General features: G+C 57.2%; 14 protein-coding genes and 1 rRNA gene. 8 read left to right on the top strand and 7 right to left on the bottom strand.

Going from position 1 to position 17062, the window contains the following annotated elements; genetic code table 11:
- Positions 1–51 precede the first annotated feature (51 nt).
- On the bottom strand, positions 52–1626 hold the full coding sequence (locus AC3Y2E_RS20770) for an FAD-dependent oxidoreductase (protein WP_379213864.1): 1575 nt from the start codon (positions 1624–1626) through the stop codon (positions 52–54).
- A 246-nt stretch (positions 1627–1872) separates the two neighbouring features.
- Between AC3Y2E_RS20770 and AC3Y2E_RS20765 the strand changes: the two genes are divergently transcribed.
- Positions 1873–2490: a L,D-transpeptidase family protein gene (locus AC3Y2E_RS20765; protein ID WP_379213717.1), complete on the top strand. Its 618-nt coding sequence runs from the start codon at positions 1873–1875 to the stop codon at positions 2488–2490.
- A 158-nt stretch (positions 2491–2648) separates the two neighbouring features.
- Here AC3Y2E_RS20765 and def read toward each other — a convergent pair whose 3' ends face one another.
- The 3 genes from def to AC3Y2E_RS20750 form a co-directional block, all read right to left on the bottom strand.
- On the bottom strand, positions 2649–3176 hold the full coding sequence (gene def, locus AC3Y2E_RS20760) for a peptide deformylase (protein WP_379213715.1): 528 nt from the start codon (positions 3174–3176) through the stop codon (positions 2649–2651).
- Positions 3177–3262: 86 nt separating this feature from the next.
- Positions 3263–4519: an MFS transporter gene (locus AC3Y2E_RS20755; RefSeq protein WP_379213713.1), complete on the bottom strand. Its 1257-nt coding sequence runs from the start codon at positions 4517–4519 to the stop codon at positions 3263–3265.
- Between the two features lie 65 nt (positions 4520–4584).
- Positions 4585–5175, bottom strand: a complete 591-nt coding sequence (locus AC3Y2E_RS20750; protein WP_379213711.1) for a TetR family transcriptional regulator C-terminal domain-containing protein — start codon at positions 5173–5175, stop codon at positions 4585–4587.
- A 306-nt stretch (positions 5176–5481) separates the two neighbouring features.
- On the opposite strand from AC3Y2E_RS20750, the gene AC3Y2E_RS20745 reads away from it, so the two are divergent.
- The 3 genes from AC3Y2E_RS20745 to hisJ all read left to right on the top strand — a co-directional run bounded on the left by AC3Y2E_RS20745 (position 5482) and on the right by hisJ (position 11269).
- Complete coding sequence (locus AC3Y2E_RS20745) at positions 5482–7035, top strand: L,D-transpeptidase family protein (RefSeq protein ID WP_379213708.1); 1554 nt, start codon at positions 5482–5484, stop codon at positions 7033–7035.
- 820 nt (positions 7036–7855) lie between these two features.
- Positions 7856–10204 (top strand): RNA polymerase recycling motor HelD, encoded by a 2349-nt coding sequence (helD, locus tag AC3Y2E_RS20740; RefSeq protein WP_379213706.1) that lies wholly within the window; start codon positions 7856–7858, stop codon positions 10202–10204.
- 246 nt (positions 10205–10450) lie between these two features.
- A complete protein-coding gene (gene hisJ / locus AC3Y2E_RS20735) occupies positions 10451–11269 on the top strand; it encodes a histidinol-phosphatase HisJ (protein ID WP_379213704.1) in 819 nt (272 codons plus the stop codon).
- 194 nt (positions 11270–11463) lie between these two features.
- On the opposite strand, the gene AC3Y2E_RS20730 is transcribed toward hisJ, so the two are convergent.
- Positions 11464–12489 (bottom strand): NAD(P)H-dependent flavin oxidoreductase, encoded by a 1026-nt coding sequence (locus tag AC3Y2E_RS20730; protein WP_379213862.1) that lies wholly within the window; start codon positions 12487–12489, stop codon positions 11464–11466.
- Between AC3Y2E_RS20730 and AC3Y2E_RS20725 the strand changes: the two genes are divergently transcribed.
- On the top strand, positions 12425–12595 hold the full coding sequence (locus AC3Y2E_RS20725) for a hypothetical protein (protein WP_379213879.1): 171 nt from the start codon (positions 12425–12427) through the stop codon (positions 12593–12595). The two genes, AC3Y2E_RS20730 and AC3Y2E_RS20725, sit on opposite strands and share 65 nt — an antisense overlap.
- 127 nt (positions 12596–12722) lie before the next feature.
- A complete protein-coding gene (locus AC3Y2E_RS20720; protein ID WP_379213860.1) occupies positions 12723–13583 on the top strand; it encodes an EcsC family protein in 861 nt (286 codons plus the stop codon).
- A gap of 58 nt (positions 13584–13641) precedes the next feature.
- On the opposite strand, the gene AC3Y2E_RS20715 is transcribed toward AC3Y2E_RS20720, so the two are convergent.
- Both AC3Y2E_RS20715 and AC3Y2E_RS20710 read right to left on the bottom strand, forming a co-directional pair.
- Positions 13642–14640 (bottom strand): hypothetical protein, encoded by a 999-nt coding sequence (locus AC3Y2E_RS20715; RefSeq protein WP_379213702.1) that lies wholly within the window; start codon positions 14638–14640, stop codon positions 13642–13644.
- A complete protein-coding gene (locus AC3Y2E_RS20710) occupies positions 14627–15211 on the bottom strand; it encodes a sigma-70 family RNA polymerase sigma factor (protein WP_379213700.1) in 585 nt (194 codons plus the stop codon). The genes AC3Y2E_RS20715 and AC3Y2E_RS20710 overlap by 14 nt, the downstream gene beginning before the upstream one ends.
- 282 nt (positions 15212–15493) lie before the next feature.
- On the opposite strand from AC3Y2E_RS20710, the gene AC3Y2E_RS20705 reads away from it, so the two are divergent.
- Positions 15494–16345 carry a MurR/RpiR family transcriptional regulator gene (locus AC3Y2E_RS20705; protein ID WP_190932053.1) on the top strand — a complete coding sequence of 284 codons (852 nt, stop codon included), beginning with the start codon at positions 15494–15496 and terminating at the stop codon, positions 16343–16345.
- A 593-nt stretch (positions 16346–16938) separates the two neighbouring features.
- Positions 16939–17062 (top strand): 16S ribosomal RNA (locus tag AC3Y2E_RS20700); the annotation flags it as partial.

Below are 17062 nucleotides of genomic sequence, written 5' to 3'. Positions count from 1 at the left end.
CGATTACACCTCGTCTACTTGATTGATATGGGATGGAAGCCGGTCAAGCCTTTACACAGGGCGGGTAACCGGCCAGGAAAGCTCGATGCCTTCACGGACGAGCAGCTGCTGGAACTTCTCCAGCTCGGACTTCGTATTGCGGACGGCGCGCGGCGTGAGGCCGTGCTCGATGCAGTAGGCGGCCAAGTAACCGGCAGCTTCCCCGATGTTCCACTCGACCGGATGCAGTCTGTAGCAGCCGTTCGTAATGTGGGTGACGCCTAGATTTTTACATGCAGGAAGCAGGTTGTCCACACGTACCGGGATCAGCGCTCCGAGTGGAATTTGGAACGGCAGCGACGAAATATCGATATAATGGCGGTTGCTTGTGCTCGGATGCAGGTCGATCCGGTAGCAGCCGATCCCGACGGAATCCTCGAACGTTTCCGCTTTGCCGTCCGGACGGCATGCGGTAGCCACGTGCTGCTCCAGTACGGTGAATTCCGCCTGAATGCGGCGCGATTCGCGGATGTACGGATACATAGCGAGGCCGTCCTCGGTGCCGACAATATCTTTGCGCAGCTTCAGTCCCGGATAGCCTGTGCCGCCGTCCGGACGAGGCGCTTCCGTCTGGAGCCAATACAGCAGCGACAAGCTGAGCTGTCTGGCGCCTTCCAGATGCTTCTCGCGCTCTTCGTCGCTTACCCCGAATATAGGCCCGAGCCAGTAGTCATTTTGCGGCCAGTTGACGAGCGTTACATCGCCTCGGAACGTGCCCGGCTCGAAGTGCGATTTGTCGACGATTTGCCGGTAATGGAACAGCGAATAACGGTCCGTTCCCGGGAACATTTCATACTGGACGGTCTCCAGCGTATGCGGGCGAACCCCGAACCAGCTGAGCATTTTGTCCGGCCAGAAGTCGGCTTTATAGTTGCGCCAGAAGTCGTATTGCTCCGGACGTTCGATAGTATGGTCTTCGCCTTCCAGATACTCCATTGCGAAGCAATACGTGATTCCTTGCATGTCGAGCGGATCGGCTTCGCCGTCCAGCGCGTTAGGCTCGCCTGTCTGCGCTTTGGATTCGGCGCCCGTTACGTACTCGACTCCCGCAAGCGGAAGCACGTCGCCGCACTCGGTAGCGTCCAGGAAGTAAGGAGCCGTCAACGTTACGCGTGATCCGTTGTCGCGGTTTTGAACAACGGCGGACACGATCCGGTCGCCCTCGGTTTCCGTCGATTCGACGGCATGACGGTTCAGTATCGTCAGCAGGCCGCTGTGCACGTACGGGGCCAGCATCTGGTTCAGCACGGCCAGCGCGGTGCGAGGCTCATGGCAGAGCCGGCTTACTCCGCCGCTTCCCGGGTTCAGCCGCTCATTGGCCCTGGCGGCCGGCGTCATCGGGAAATGATCGCGATAGTAGGCGCGTACGCCATTGCGGAACTGGCGATAACTGCGGGTGCAGCCAAACTGCTCGATCCACGGATGCTCGTCCGGAGGAACGGCCTGGCTCGTTAACTGACCGCCGATCCAATCGGTTTCCTCGGTCATAATGACGGTGCGGCCCATCTTGGCGGCGGCCAGCGCGGCGGCGGTACCGCCGGTTCCTCCCCCGATAATAACAATATCCGCATGAAGATGACGGTCCATCGGTTCGACTCCTTTGTTGATAAATGTGTCTGCCATGTTGTCCCTCCACAAAATCTATTATATCTATATGCGATAGGCATAGATAGGTCTATTGTAAAGAATGTAGAGCTTGAATCCTATGTAACTCGATGACCTTTTTTGGTACTTTGAACGTCTTTTGAGCGATAGGACTTCTTCCTTGGTACAAAAATGCGTATAATGGATGGATTATGCAATTCGGCAAACGCGGAGAAGGAGAGATGGGAATTGGAAGCTTGCACAATCGACCGTACCCGGCAGATGCTGGTCCTCGAGGCGGCAGACTACTCTTCCGTACGCGCGGTTCTCACTTTATGGGAAGCGGAGCAGGATGGCTGGAGACGATTGGAAGCGTTTCCTACGGCGATCGGACGCGCCGGTTTATCCGTGCTGAAGCGGGAAGGGGACGGGAAGACGCCGGCGGGCCGATTCCGGATGGGGACCGGCTTCGGTCAATCTCCCGCGCCGACAGGTTCGTGGCCGTACCGGATCGCGGACGGGTACGATTATTGGGTCGATGATGCGGAATCGCCCGAGTACAACTTGTGGGTCCGGTATACGGGAGATCCGGCGGGACGGTGGAGGTCGTACGAGCGGCTTGACATCCCGCTGTATCGGAAAGCCGCCGTGATCCGGTACAACGAGGAACCGGTGGTCAAAGGGCGGGGCAGCGCGATTTTTTTTCATATATGGAGTGGTCCGGGAATCGGTTCGGCAGGCTGCGTAACGGTGGCGGAGGAACAAGTAGTCCGCGTGCTGGAATGGCTGAAGCCGGAGGCGGAGCCCGTTATCGCGATCGGGACTCGGTATGAGCTGACCCGGCTGGCTCCGTTTGCTGTACAGTAAAAAGGTAGTGTCGCTTAGGACGCTAGGCGGATCGAACTGCTCCTCGTTAAGAAAAGCCGGCGCGGCGGCCTTCGGGGCAGCTAACGCCGGCTTTGACATTACAGGCAGCGGATGGGGCTTTAGAGCTGGAAGTTGGATCAGCTGGCGAAGCATTCCGTTTAACGGCCGCTTCCGGAGCGGGACAGACGGATCATCTGGAAGACGTCCATCGACTTTCCATCGTGTTCGCTGAACAGCTCTCCCGGCTTCACATGGTCGATATACAGCACGCCGTCGAGATGGTCGATCTCATGCTGCAGGCAGATGGCGAGATCGCCCCGGCCCTCGACGAATGTTTCTTTGCCTTCGCGGTCCCACGTCATTACCTTCACATATTGGGACCGTTTTACGAGCCCATAAGCGCCCGGTATCGATAAGCACGACTCGTGGCCGCTTTGTTTGCCGCTGCGTTCCACGATGACCGGGTTGATCAGCTCGATCAGACCGGAGCCGTCATAATCGAGCACCGCTACCCGCTTCGCGATCCCGACCTGCGGCGCGGCCAGTCCGGCCCGGTTGTCGCCGCCATAGATCGTTGCGGCCAAGTCGTCCAGCAGCCTTGCGATGTTCGGCGTTACTTCGCGAACCGGCTGGCATTTCTCCCTCAGGACCGGGTCGCCTATTTTTCGTATCAAACGCTCTGCCATTCGTTACCCTCCCAAGTTCATCTTGAAGTAATCGGTATAAAATCAATATATCACTTGGATGCCGGAAGTTGAACCATCGGCGCAGATTAGGCGAGCGTGTCCCCGGAGGCGGACGGCGTAGGCAGGCGCGGACCCTCCTCGGGCGTTGCGGGCGAGCCGGCGGAACGAAGCCGCGAACCGATCAGGGCGGCGGCCATGACGATACATGCGGCCAGGAAGTAGGCGGTCAGCAGCGAGGTCGATTTCATAAGCGGTCCGGCCATTCCGGTGCCGATCAGCAGTGTGCCGGTCATAATCGGCATGATCGTCCCGTTAATCCGGCCGATATAATTTTCGTCGACCATCCGGATCATCATCGCGGACAGCGCCGCTTGCATGAATGCCATGGCAATGCCGACGAGAAACCGGAACAGCAGCGTCACCGGCACCCAGACGGACCAGGCTTCTACGACCAGCGATACGGCGAGAAAGGCGAGACCTCCGGCAATCACCCAGTTCGTTCGCTCCTTTGTCTTTGATACGACGGTTGCCGCCAGCACGCCGCCTCCCAGCATCCCGACGCCGGAGGCAAGCAGAAACCATTGCGTATGCTCCTTCTCCAGCTGCAATCGTTCCGTCACGATAAAAATATCCAGCGGCTGCGTAATGCCGATTCCGATGCCCAGCAAGGCGAACAGGAGCAGCAGCGTCTTCAGGCGCGCATCGCGGAAGACGAAGCGGATGCCTTCACCCATCTCGCTCCATAAGCCGCGGTGCGGCGTATCCCGCTGACGCTGCACCTTCGGCAGGAAGGCGACGAGCAGTGTGGATAGCGAGAACAAGGCGGTTATCACGAACAGCGACGTTGCCATCCCGAGTCTGGAGTAAACGAACGTACCGAGAACCGGTCCCCCGATCAGGAACAGGGCGGCGATGCTTTGGGCGAGGCCGGTTGCGGCGGCGACTTCATCATCTTTCAGATGCCGCTTGATGATGACGAAGGAGGAGGGCTGCGAGAATTGACTGACTACGGCCGATACGACGGTAGCGAAGAAGACGGCTTCCCACGCCCCGAGCATAATCGCAAACCCGATTACGGCAACGGAGGCCGCGCTCAGCACGCCGCCCAGCAGCATCGTTCTCCGCGGTTCCCAGCGGTCGGCCAGCGTGCCTCCGATCATCGAGAAGAGGAAGATCGGGACGTATTCCGCTACCGTAATCAGCGAGACGGCAATCGGATCACCGTTTGTCTGCTCCATCACATAAAACAAAATCGCCATATTGCGGACCCAGATCGCCATATTGTCCAGCATGTCGTTGCCGATCAGCAGCCAGATGACGCGATTGCGAAATAAACTTTTCATAAGCGCTCCTCCTGATCCTTTTTCTATTAAACCGACCGGCCGGTTTAATTAATGAGTAAAAAAAATTAACGGGTCTGAAGCCCTTCCAGCAGCAGCTGCACCGCTTTCCGGTACAATTCGAACAGCTTCTCCATCTCCACCTCGTAATAGGAAATACCCAGACCGCCCAGCAGACCGGCTACAATAAGCGTCATCTCCTGAACGTCGCCTTTTCGAAACTCTCCGCTGTCCATTCCTTCCTGCAGCACCCCTTCGAAGATCGGATAGTGCATCCGGGTAAGCTCCAGCAGCTTCTCCAGCATCTCGGGCGCGCTCGTCTGGCTGCCGGCAAATTCCTCGCTTACTTTCGTAAGCGGGCTTTGGAAGTCGGAAGCATAATGTTCGGCCAGCTTATACAGCTTCTCGGTGGCGCTGCCGCACTCAAGAGAGAGGACCTCCCAGCGTTCGATCCATTCGTGCATTTGAGTTTCCAGGATATAAACGAACAACGCTTCTTTATTTTTGAAATGGTAATACAAACTTCCTTTACTCGCCTCGGCCGCCCTGCATATATCGTCCATCGAAGTTGCGGCGTACCCTTTCAGGCAAAATAAATCTTTGGCCTGCCCGGCGATCTGCTTTTTCGTCTGCTCCGCTTCTCCGCGACGGCGATTCATACGGACACCCCTTTTCTAATCCGACTAATCGGTCTAATTAAATCCACTATACTTGATTCCGGTGCGGACTGCAATAGCGGCGGGCAGCGTCCTTCCCGCGTAAAGCCAAGCTTGAAAAAACGGGCATAATCCTGTAGTATAAATGATACAAATAGTATCATTTTGTTGATTAGGTTCTCCAACAGTGGCGATAAGTCAAATGAATGCTTAAAGAAAAAGCTGTAGAATACATACAGCAGGGGAGAGGTTCGAGGTTATTGATACAAAATGGATCAAAAAAGGTCCATGCGAAGGGAGAATTTCGTAATGAATTCGGACAAGCCGGGCCGGTATCCCCATCATTTGCACCGTCATCTCGTGAAAGTGGACAAAAATCTGTACGTCAGCTCCAGTGATCCGAGCGCCTATGAGAAAATGCTCCGATACGGCGACAGCGCCTCGCCGGCGGTCCATCTGAAGCTGGGCCAGAAGTTCGAGGAGCTCGGCGAACAGGAGAAGGCGCTCGATCATTACCGCCAAGCGGCGCGAATCTATCCGTCTCCCCAATACTCGAAAGCGCAAGCCGGAATTCGGCGATTGGAGCCGGGGAAGCCCGGGATCAGAGGGGCCGCCGGCGCGGGAGGACGAGGGGGGAGACCGGGTGCCGCAGCAGCGGCGGGGGAAGCGGGCACAACGTCAGGCGGCGGAAGCGGACAGGATGTCCTCCGCAACCGGATGATGCTCTGGACGCTCGCTATGCTGCTGGCTGCCGCCGTTCTGCTCGGCATGGCCGCCGCCGAGCCGGTCCAAACGCTCGTAGCCAAACTCGGAAACGGCTCCGTAGGCAAGCAAGTCGTGTACGAGACGACCGGCCGCTCGTACCTCCTCTATCTCCCTTATGACGCCAGCAATCCGGTAATCGAAGAGATGCTGCGCAAAAAGGCTGTCGAGACGGGCGGCGACGGCCGGCAAACGGTGACGCTGCTCGGAATCTCCACGGCGGACCCGGCTTCGTACGGCAAGCTCGTTCCGCTTTCCGCCGAAGCGGAAGAGGAGAAAAAGAAGCTGTCATTTGTTTCAGCCGAATACAATCCGTCCACGGACACCGCGGTGCGCATCCGCTTTTTTCGGACGGACAGCGAGAAGGCTCCCACTGCGGGGGCCTTTTCGCTCACCTATGCTGCGGCGAACGTGGTGCGTACCGCGCTTGGCGCTTATATCGCCGAGAAGGGAACAGCGCCGGAACGGCTGTCGGATTTGCTCGGGAACTATCCCGCCAACTATATCAGCTTTGTGCCGAATGAAGCTTATACCGGCTCCAACGGGGTGGCGCAGTCGTTTGACGGCAAGGGCGGGTGGGTGTACGACGCGGCGGCTTCTACGGCGGAACGGATGTTTTATCCCAATGTGCCGGCGGTAGATGTCGACTTCGAGCCGGTAGCGGTGCGTATTTCCAAGCAAGACCGTATGCTTGAGCTGGTTAGCGGTCCGGTCGTCCTGGCGTCGAAGGCAGTAGGACTGGGCAAAAACGGACGGACGCCGGAAGGCGAGTTCGTCGTATCGGACCGGGTGCTCGATCCGAAAGGAGCGGCCCCCCGGGCCTACGGGGACGGCGCCCTCGGACTGGGGGAGATCGCGATCCACGGTACCGACGATACGGCCTCCATCGGTGCGGACCGGTCGCTTGGCTGCATCCGCATGGACAACGGGGATGTGCTCGAGCTGTTTCCGTTCGTTCCGAAAGGCGCGAGCGTTCGGATCTCGGCAGATGCCGCCGGCGCCGAAGGAGCGGCGGAACCGGTTCAGTTGGACAGGCTGGTGCCCGCCTTCAAGCCGGGAATCGGGGAAACGGCGGAGCGTACCTTTGCCTGGCTGGGGTGAGCACCAGCGTCGCACCGGGCCCGAAATGGCGGCGAAGAGCGCACATAAGAGCTGCCGGGAACTCTTATTCCGCCAAAAGTAGCCCGTTTCGTCGAAATAGATGATTGCTAGCCCTTATTTGGGCCGGTCGAGCGTGAAACGGCTGGGAATCGTGCAAAAAGAGCCGCCAGCAAACTGCCAGCAACCCTTATTCCGCGAAAGGCAGGCCCATTTCGTTCAGAATCGAGGCGGTTGACGGGAGTGGAGTTTCCTACTTACTGCAGATGAGAACGCCGAAACCCTTGTGCCCCAAGGGGTTCCGGTGTTTGAAATGTATTACCTACGACTGCATGATTACCCGGCCTCAAGCGCAAGCGCTTTTGACCAACCGGGGCCACCAGAAGGCTAGCCTCGGAAAGATCTGACAATAGCCTCCATCAGAAATATTTCGGAGCATCCGCCAATCTCATCAGTCCGAACCAACTCAAACCCCAAACCCAAAAATTTGAAGCTTTAGCTCCGGAGGAATGAGGAATCGAAATCGCCTTATCAGGGGTTCAACTTAAGTTAGAAAACAAAAAAAACACCAAGCAGGCTTCAAAAGCCATACTTCGCGTTACCGGTTGAATCCTATAAGAATCCATGCTAAAATAAAGAGTGATTTTCATCGCCCGAAAAAAGTGATCTTAATATTAAACTTTTCCTGAAATAATAATATCACAAGGGCGAGACGTTTGTCAACTCGTATTCATCCAACTTCCGATCGGCTGCAGAACGAGGAGGGAATACGCCAAAGTCGATCGGATCATCGAAACCAAACGGACCCAAAAGGAGCGGTGGCATGAGCGTGGAACAAAGATGGCCGGAAGAGCAGCGTAGGGTAGATGAGGTAATCTCTATAGTCGAGGAGCGGCTTGAGGTTGTAGAGAGCCAGGTCGGGACTCTGAGGTCGGAGATCGTAAGCATCCGTAATACGTTCTGGGACGACGTGACCGTTAACTTGGAGGATGCCGACGAACTGATCGAGACCTATGCCAGCATGAAGCAGCAGGCGGAGGTCATGTCGGAGCGGGAGCGTAACCACCGCCATGCGTTGCGTCAGCTCAAGTCTCTGCTGCGCTTGAAGCAGACGCCGTATTTCGGACGGATCGACTTCCTGGAAGACGGGGAGCGGGATCACTCCCGCATCTACATCGGCACCAGTTCCCTGATGGACAACAGCGGTTTCGACTTTCTCGTATACGACTGGCGGGCTCCCGTGTCCAGCCTGTACTACGATTACGGCCCCGGGCCGGCCCGGTACACGACGCCCGGGGGAGAGATATCCGGCACGATGGAGCTGAAACGCCAGTTCATCATCCGGGACGGACGCATCCGCAGCCTGTTCGATACCGGCGTGACGATCGGAGACGAGCTGCTGCAGGAAGTGCTCGGCAAACAGTCCGATGCGCAGATGCGAAGCATCGTGGCGACGATCCAGCGCGAGCAGAACCGGATTATCCGCAACGAAAAAGCGAGGCTGCTTGTCGTCCAGGGGGCCGCGGGCAGCGGCAAAACGTCGGCTGCGCTGCAGCGCGTCGCTTATTTGCTGTACCGGTACCGCGAGACGCTTAAAGCCGAGCAAATCGTCTTATTTTCCCCGAACCCGATGTTTAACAGCTATGTATCCACCGTGCTTCCCGAGCTTGGGGAAGAAAACATGCAGCAGACGACGTTCCAGCAGTATCTCGATCACCGGCTCGGTCGGGAATTTGCGGTGGAAGATCCGTACGGGCAGATGGAATATACGTTATCGGCGATGAGTGAACCGGGCTACGAGGCGAGAGTGGCGGGAATTCAATACAAGGCGTCCGCCGTATTTCTCCGTTTATTGGACCGGTATGCCGGCTATTTAAGCGAACGGGGAATGGTATTCCGGAATGTGGTATTCCGCGACCGGGTTCTGGTTTCTGGAGAACAGCTGAAGGAACAGTTTTATACGCTGAGCGGCTTGATGACAATCCCGAACCGGATGATGGCTCTATCGGAATGGCTGCTCAAGGAACTGCGGCGGCTCGCCAAAAAGGAAATGAACGAGGCGTGGGTGCTGGACGAAATCGAGCTGCTGGACAAGGAAACGTATCAAGAGGCGCTGGAGCAGTTGTACAAGAAAAAAACCTTTTCCGCGGATACGTTCGACGATTTCGACCGGGAACGGGAGCAGCTGTCAATGATGGTCGTTCAGGAGAAATTCAAGGTGCTGCGAAAAAGGGCCAAAAAACTCACCTTTATAGACGCCCCGGCTGTGTACCGGCAGCTGTTCTCAAACCCGGAATTGGCGTCCTTGCTGGCCGGGGAAGAGCCGCTTCCCGAGCGATGGGACGATATTTGCTCGGATACCGCCGAGCGGCTGGACCGGAAGGAGCTTTCTTACGAGGACGCTACCCCTTATCTGTACTTGGTCGAGCGGCTGGAAGGGTTCCAGACCAATAACTCGGTACGGCATGTGTTTATCGACGAGGCTCAGGACTATTCGCCGTTTCAGTTTGCCGTCTTGAAGCGGCTGTTCCCGCGGGCCAGGATGACGGTGCTTGGCGACCTGAACCAGGCGATCTATGCGCATGCAGCCTCCGAGAACGGATTCGCCGCGCTGCAGCAGCTGTTTGAGGCGGAGGAGACGGAGACGATCATGCTGACGCGAAGCTACCGGTCTACGCGGGAAATCGTCGAATTTACGCGAAGTCTGGTGGAAAGCGGAGAAGCGATCGAGCTGTTTAACCGGGGCGGCAGCAAGCCGACCTTGACCCAAGCGGAGGATACCGGTGCGCTTCATCGGCAAATTACGGTACGGATCGGGCAGCTTCAGAAGGAAGGGCACCGGTCGATTGCGGTTATTTGCAAGACGGCTGGAGAGAGCCGCGAAGCTTTCGCAGCGCTGCAGGAAGAAATTCCGTCTCTGCACCTGATCAGCACCGGGACCGGCACATTCGAGAAAGGCGTTGTCGTCATTCCTTCCTACCTGGCGAAGGGGGTGGAGTTCGACGCGGTGCTGTTGTACGACGTTTCCCGGGAGCGGTACGGGCACGAAAGCGATAGAAGACTGTTCTACACCGCCTGCACGCGGGCGATGCATGAACTTCACCTGCTCTATACCGGGGAGTTGACGCCGCTTATGAAAAACGCCGACCCGCAGACGTATGAGGTGCGCTAAATGCGGCTGAGCGTGTGATGAACGTGCTGCTGGCGTGCGGGCTGTCCCGCCAGAGGTATGGCTGAGGGCTACGTACGGAAGGAAGGGATAAGTGCAGCGCTAAAGCATCTTTCCCGTTCCTGCCGACGCCTCTATTCCGGTCAAGCCGAGGAACTGCTACAATGGTCTTAACTGTCGGATCAGAAGACGGCCGTCTTGACCAATCAGGAGGCGGCGATGGGACCAATAGAGGAGGAACATCGGGCGATGATCAAATGGGATGGGCATTCGCATACGAAATTTTGCAAGCACGGCAATCCGGACGAATTGGAACGTTACTTGGACCGGGCGGTCGAACTCGGGTTCGAGCGGTATTCGGTGACGGAACATCCTCCGCTGCCGAAAGGGCTGATCGACGATCCGAAGCTGATGGCCGAGCTGGCTATGGGGTTTGAGGAGATGCCGGCCTACTTCGACTATGTGCGCGAATATAAGAACAAATATGAAGGTCGTTTGGACGTGGCAATCGGGCTGGAGTTTGACTATTTGCATGAAAACTTCGCGTTTACCGAACGGATCGCGGAACCTTGGGCGGATGTGCTGGAGGATTGCGTCTTTTCCGTTCATTATTTACCGGGGCGGGGCGGGATGCGCTGCATCGACTACAAGCCGGATGATTTCCAGGCTCATTTGCTGAACTACTACGGCACGATGGAAAAAGTAGTAAACGAATATTTCGATCACGTCGAGCTGGCGATCGAAACGGCCGTCCGGCTGCCCGGGCGGAAGCGGATCGGCCATCTGGAACTGATCGAGAAGTTCCGTCAGGCGCTGCCGCCGGTCGAAGAGGGGTTAATCCGCGAGCGGCTGGAGCGCGTGCTGCCGCTGTTGGTCAAGTCGGGCGTAGGCGTGGACGTGAACACGGCCGGCCTGCGGGTTCCTACATGCGGCAAGGCATACGTGCCGGAATGGTTTATCCGCAAGTGTACGGAAGCAGGCGTCGAGTGCGTATACGGCTCCGATTCGCACAAGCCGGACCATGTCGGCTTCGGCTGGGATTACTTCGAGCGGGCGGTGCAAGGGTAGCGGGATAACCAAAAGGCTGGCTGACGGCGAAGATACATTCGCCGCCGGCCAGCCTTTTGGTTATATACAGGCAGCAAAGCGTGCCCAAAGCTGTTTGCCCGTGTTTCTTGCGCGCAGCACGGCCGCAGCCCAAACCGGGGACGCAGCTTTTAACTTGGCGGGCATCCTGCTGCCGGTCCGTATTCGCAGCGCGTCTACTCCCGGTAAACCGGTCCGGCCGCAAGCAGCCCGCGGGCCTGCTCGGCCACGCCGCGGACGATATCCGCAGCCGGCGTATCCCGCGTAAGCAGGCGGAGCGCCTGCCCGGCCCACAGCGACATGTAGCGGGCGTCGTGCTGCTTCGCCGCCGCTTGCCGGATCGGTCCCGTTGCCGTGTTATGGCTCGGGAACGGCATCGGCTTCACGCCGGAGCGCTCCGCCTCTTCGATGAAGCGATTGCGGAGCCCCCTGGCGGGGCGTCCGGAGAACCAGCGGGTGACGACGGTGTCGTCCTCCGTGCCCGCGAGCAGCGCCTCCTTGTAGGCGGCATGGGCGCCGGATTCGGACGCGGTCAGAAACCGCGTCCCGAGCTGCACGCCTTGCGCCCCGAGGAGCAGCGCGGCGGCCAGTCCGCGGCCGTCCATGACGCCCCCGGCAGCGACGACAGGCACTCTCGCCCGGTCCGCCACCTGCGGAACGAGCGAGAACGTGCCTACCAGGGAGCCGTCCCGGTGCCGTTCGCTGTCGAACGTGCCCCGGTGGCCCCCTGCGTCGCTGCCTTGGGCGACGAGGACGTCGCAGCCTGCCGCTTCGGCGGCCAGCGCCTCCTCCACCGTCGTCACCATCGTCGTCACCAGCCGGCCCGCTTCGCGCGCCGCAAGCCCGAGCGGCTCGGGGAGCGGCCCGAACGCCGTGCTGATGATCGGGACCTGCTCCTCCATCAGCACGGCGAACTGCCGCTCCAGCCTGTCGGGCGTCGGCACAGGCTCCGCTCCGGAGGCGACGCCGAGCTCTGCGCCAAGCCGGTCGAGCACTGGCTGCACCTCGGCGAGCCGCGAATAGTCGTCGCGCATCGGCGCGACGAACAGATTGACGCTGAACGGCTTCGCCGTCAGGCGCCGGATCGAGCGCACCGCTTCGCGAATCGCCTCCGGCTCCATGTAGGCGGCGCCCAGCGTGCCCAGCCCTCCGGCTTCGGAGACGGCCGCAACCAGCTCCGGCGTCGTCGGCCCTCCGGCCATCCCGGCCTGGATCATGGGCAGATCGATGCCGAGCAGCCGGCATAGCGGGGTGTACAGCGGATCTTTGTATCGGTTCAAACAAATCCCTCCTTTTCCGATTCATTAGCTTGATGTCTCCATTATACTCGATACTCGGAGCCGGTCTCCAATAAAAAGGACAAACCGGGTGTTTCAACGCTCTTGCATCCGAATGCTTTTCGCTCCGTATAACATACTATTGAGATACGGGAGTGATGAGCATGAGCGATTCCCATAGCCCCGGGTTTCCGGGAGAGACGAAGGAACAGCTGGAGAAGGAGCTTGGCGCGATCGTCCGCTGGGAGAAGGACCAGAAAGATTTATGGTTCTGGGAGAAACTCGGGCGGCTGCCGTTTATGCTGCTCGACAAACTGACGCCGAAAGGGATTCGGAACAAAATCGGACAAGCGATCGATGAGCTCGGCAGTTACTTGCAGACCGGCGGACGTTATCTCGTGTCGCAGAAGTCCGTGCTGGATACACTGGGACGAACAGCCCGCGAAGCCGGCTGGCAGGGCGAAGGACCCGGGAACGTTCAGCAGGCGGGGCTGCTGCCTTTGGCGGTCATGGATTCGGCGGCGGCCGGACTGACGGACAGCCGCAAGAAGCTTGCTGCGGTACAAGGTGCGACGACAGGATTCGGAGGTTTGTTTACACTCGCGGTAGACATTCCGGCGTTGCTGGGGTTATCCCTTAAGGTTCTTCAGGAGATGGCTCTGTGCTACGGCTTCGATCCGGACGATCCCCGGGAGCGGGTATTTATCGTCAAGTGCTTGCAGTTCAGCTCGTCGGATATCGTTGGCAAGCGGGCGGTGCTGGAGGAACTGGCGGAATATGACGGCTCGTCCGGCGATCGTCAACTAGCCTCGCAGCTCCAAGGCTGGCGCGAAGTAGTGGCGACTTACCGGGATAATTTCGGTTGGAAGAAGCTGTTCCAACTCGTGCCGGTCGCAGGCATGCTGTTCGGCGCGTTGCTTAACAAAGGCACCGTGGGCGATGTGGCGGAAACCGGGAGGATGCTGTACCGGAAACGCCGGATTCAACATCGGCTGCAAGAGCTGGAGAACTCGCCTTAAACAGAAGAACCGCACTGCGCTCTGATGCGCGGCACGGTTCTTCTGAAGTTTTGTCGTCTTATTTCATATGATTGGCGATATACAGCAGATCTTCCTTCGATACGTCGGCAGATTCGGAAGACAACTGGTACAGGATCGACTTGCCGTTTACTTCATCGGCCCATGACAAATGCTGGACGTAGCCCGTCCGGCTGAGGAAGTTGTCTGAGCTGTACATATACGCAGCCTCTTTACCGGATACGGTCACCTTCTCGGACATCGTCCCGTTCCCCGACTTGCCGTGGATCTCGACGTTTGTTCCTTCCGGGATGACTTGCCAGCTAGCGGTAATTTCCGCTCCGCCTTCCTTGGTTACCAGCATATTCGGAACGTACACGCCTGTGGAGCCGGCATTGTCGGAAGCCTCGATTTTGGTCCAGGCCGCAGGCTGTCCGTTTCGCTTGGCCTCTTCCTTCAGGGTGCGCTCATATCTCTTCATCCACTCCAGCGTGCCCCCCTCGACCGGCAACTGCGTCCGTCCTCCGGCTATCGAATACCCGTCCGGCAACTGCCCCGGCAAGCTCCAGTCGGCATGGTATCCAACCACTTGTTTCCATTGCGCCAAATCCGTGTAGATCCGGGGGTTCGAGACGCTTGCGAATGCCGGCAGCTTCTCCCGGTCGAGCAAGCTGACGAATACGAGCGCCTTCTCGTCTTCCCCGAGCGATGAGCGGACCCCGTCGAATACGTTGCGGATCTGCTCCGCTGTCGAGGAGGGGAGCGCGATATTAGGGTCGATCGTCATTTCGTATTTGAGGTTGCTTGTGTTTACTTTATAGAGCGCGTTAGATGCATAAGCGATGCCGGAGAACAGACAGAAGCATAGTGCGATGATCGCGGTCCGGCGTCCGGCGGCGCTTCTTAGACGGCTCAAGGTGCCTGGCCGTGAAGGATGCCTCGACTGGGTTTGGACGAAATTTTCATAGATACCGGCAATTTGCCGATCCAGACCGGCAGGGGGCAGAATGGTTTGCGCCCGTTTGCGGAAAGCTGCTTTTAACTCCTTATCCGTTTGCATGTACGGATTCCTCCTTCGCGAATTCAGGCAGCTCGCGCAGTGCGAGCCTCAGTTTTTTTAACGCCAGATGATGCCTGCTCTTGACGGTGCCTGTTGGGATACCCAAAATATCGGCAATCTCCTCGAGCGGACAATCCTGGTAGTACCGCAGGACGATAACGGCTTTCAACTTGAAAGGCAGCTGCTCGATGCGAGTCCATAGTTCGTTGCGGCTTTCGCTGCGCAGCACTTCGTGGGCGGCGTCTACCTCCGGCAGACGGATCTCCAGAGTTTTGTTGCGCTCAGACAGCCGGAACTTGCGCCACAGCCTCCGGTTCCAATTGCGCGCCTGCCGGACGGTTAAGCCGTTCAGCCACGACCGGAACGGTTTGTCTTCCTTATAGTCCTTTAGGCAGCGAAGCAATTCCATATACACTTCGCTCACTACGTCAGGAGTGTCTTGTTTGTCATTCAGCAGGAAATAGACAGTCCGGTATACATCGAGACGGGTTAAGGCGTATAACTGTCCGAACGACTCGGTGTCTCCGTCGCATACCATTTTAAGCAGCTCGTATGTGGGTTGTTGGTTCATCAGGGGCCGGCCTCCTTCACGCTATATTGGTTCCGAATCTGCAAAAGGTTCACTAACGCGCCCAATTAGGATGGGTTGCCGTATCTACATATGGATTTGAAGGAGAAGCGAGCGAAAAGCATCATTCGCGAGGCTGGAATTTTATTTACAGCGGCAGTCGGGATCGGTTAAGCTAGACGTAGGGAAAAGTTCCGGAATCCGGAAAAATCGGCTCTAGCGGGCTTTTTACCCGTTTAACCTGTTCAGTAGTCCTGTGGAGACGCTGGGAAACGAGTGAGTGACATGATGAACGGCGGACTTGTAGCCTTAAAGGCGATATTGGATCAATTGAAACCGTCCGAGCGCAAAGTGGCGGACTATATATTGAAACATCCGAAGGAAGTAGTCAAGCTATCCGTGCAGAAACTGGCGGAATTCAGCGGCGTTTCGGAGGCGACGATCATCCGCTTATCCAAAACGATGAATATGAAGGGGTTCCAGGAGCTGAAGCTGCGCATCGCCGGTGATCTAAGCTCCAGCCTGCCTGCCGGTACTTATGAAGAAATCAAGATGGGCGCTTCGGTCGAGGCGATCATTCAGGCGGTCAGCAATAACAATAAGCAGTCGATCCAGGATACGACAGCCGTTCTCTCCTCAGAAGAGGTGGGCAAGGCGGCGGAGGTGTTGTCCAAAGCCCGGAAGATTGACGTGTACGGCATGGGTGCGTCTGCGGTCATTGCTCAGGACGTCTATCAGAAGCTTAGCCGGATTAATTGGTGGTGTCAGGCGTATTCGGATTTCCATGCCCAACTGACATCAGCCGTTACGCTGACGAACAAAGACGTCGCTTTCGGGATTTCCTATTCCGGTCAGACTGACGAGATCATCCAGTCGCTCACGGAGGCGAAGAAGCAAGGGGCTACGATTATTACACTGACCAAATTCGGGTCTTCGCCTGTCGCCGATCTGGGCGATATTCGCCTGTTTACGAGCTCGGTGGAGCAGAGCATCCGAAGCGGCGCGATGGCGTCCAGGATCGCTCAGCTGAATGTAGTCGATATATTGTTCATTACGATCGCGAGCCGTCAGCAGAACAAAGTCATTCCGATGCTGGAAAAAACGCGGCTGGCCGTAGGGCGCACGAAGCGGACGTAGGGGTCGTGGCGGACGCAGGGCGGGCCTCTGTCCGGCCTTCGATGAATGGCAGTAAATATTAGCTTCATTAAAGCGTTGGTTTGGAGGGACATTCCGGCTATAAGAGCAGAGTGCGGTTTAGGGCCGAATAGCATAGACGATTCAGAAGGCTTCGATCCGAAGCTTTCTTTTTTTTGAAAAACATTTGCATCCTTCGAATGGATATGGTATATTACATTTCGTTGTCTTACCGGAACAAAAATGAATAAGCGGTTCTGTGCCTTTGGTATTGCACCTTGGCTTGGAAAAACTTGAGGTTGCGTTTTGGAACTGGACATGTTAAGATGAGATTCCTGTCGCACGAGGCTGATAAGCCGATCGCGACAAGGAGAACCAACTTCTTGGATCTTCAAAAAAAGAGGTTGCAAAGTGATAACGAGATGTGGTATAGTAAATATCGCTGTCGCAACAAAATGAATTGCTCTTTGAAAACTGCAAAACGAGTGAGAAGCAAACACTTCGAGATTATGTCGATGCAAATCGCGTGATTTTGAAACAAGTCAGTACAGATTGAGCAATCAGCTCTAACAATAGCCGGTCTTCGGACTAGCACCTTATTGGAGAGTTTGATCCTGGCTCAGGACGAACGCTGGCGGCGTGCCTAATACATGCAAGTCGAGCGAGTCCTTCGGGGCTAGCGGCGGACGGGTGAGTAACACGTAGGCAACCTGCCTGTAA

The sequence above is a fragment of the Paenibacillus sp. MAH-35 genome, assembly GCF_058135425.1.
The sequence above is the reverse complement of the archived record's forward strand: the minus strand, read 5'-3'. Positions and strand labels throughout refer to the sequence as shown.

Excerpts from the sequence above, each read along its gene's own strand:
- AC3Y2E_RS20720 (WP_379213860.1), top strand. The coding sequence starts at position 12,723 with ATGAGCATGAGCGATTCCCATAGCCCCGGGTTTCCGGGAGAGACGAAG.
- AC3Y2E_RS20715 (WP_379213702.1), bottom strand. The coding sequence starts at position 14,640 with ATGCAAACGGATAAGGAGTTAAAAGCAGCTTTCCGCAAACGGGCGCAA.
- AC3Y2E_RS20730 (WP_379213862.1), bottom strand. The coding sequence starts at position 12,489 with ATGGCCGGAGGGCCGACGACGCCGGAGCTGGTTGCGGCCGTCTCCGAA.
- AC3Y2E_RS20770 (WP_379213864.1), bottom strand. The coding sequence starts at position 1,626 with ATGGACCGTCATCTTCATGCGGATATTGTTATTATCGGGGGAGGAACC.
- def (WP_379213715.1), bottom strand. The coding sequence starts at position 3,176 with ATGGCAGAGCGTTTGATACGAAAAATAGGCGACCCGGTCCTGAGGGAG.
- AC3Y2E_RS20705 (WP_190932053.1), top strand. The coding sequence starts at position 15,494 with ATGATGAACGGCGGACTTGTAGCCTTAAAGGCGATATTGGATCAATTG.
- AC3Y2E_RS20710 (WP_379213700.1), bottom strand. The coding sequence starts at position 15,211 with ATGAACCAACAACCCACATACGAGCTGCTTAAAATGGTATGCGACGGA.
- hisJ (WP_379213704.1), top strand. The coding sequence starts at position 10,451 with ATGATCAAATGGGATGGGCATTCGCATACGAAATTTTGCAAGCACGGC.
- AC3Y2E_RS20750 (WP_379213711.1), bottom strand. The coding sequence starts at position 5,175 with ATGAATCGCCGTCGCGGAGAAGCGGAGCAGACGAAAAAGCAGATCGCC.
- AC3Y2E_RS20745 (WP_379213708.1), top strand. The coding sequence starts at position 5,482 with ATGAATTCGGACAAGCCGGGCCGGTATCCCCATCATTTGCACCGTCAT.
- AC3Y2E_RS20755 (WP_379213713.1), bottom strand. The coding sequence starts at position 4,519 with ATGAAAAGTTTATTTCGCAATCGCGTCATCTGGCTGCTGATCGGCAAC.
- helD (WP_379213706.1), top strand. The coding sequence starts at position 7,856 with ATGAGCGTGGAACAAAGATGGCCGGAAGAGCAGCGTAGGGTAGATGAG.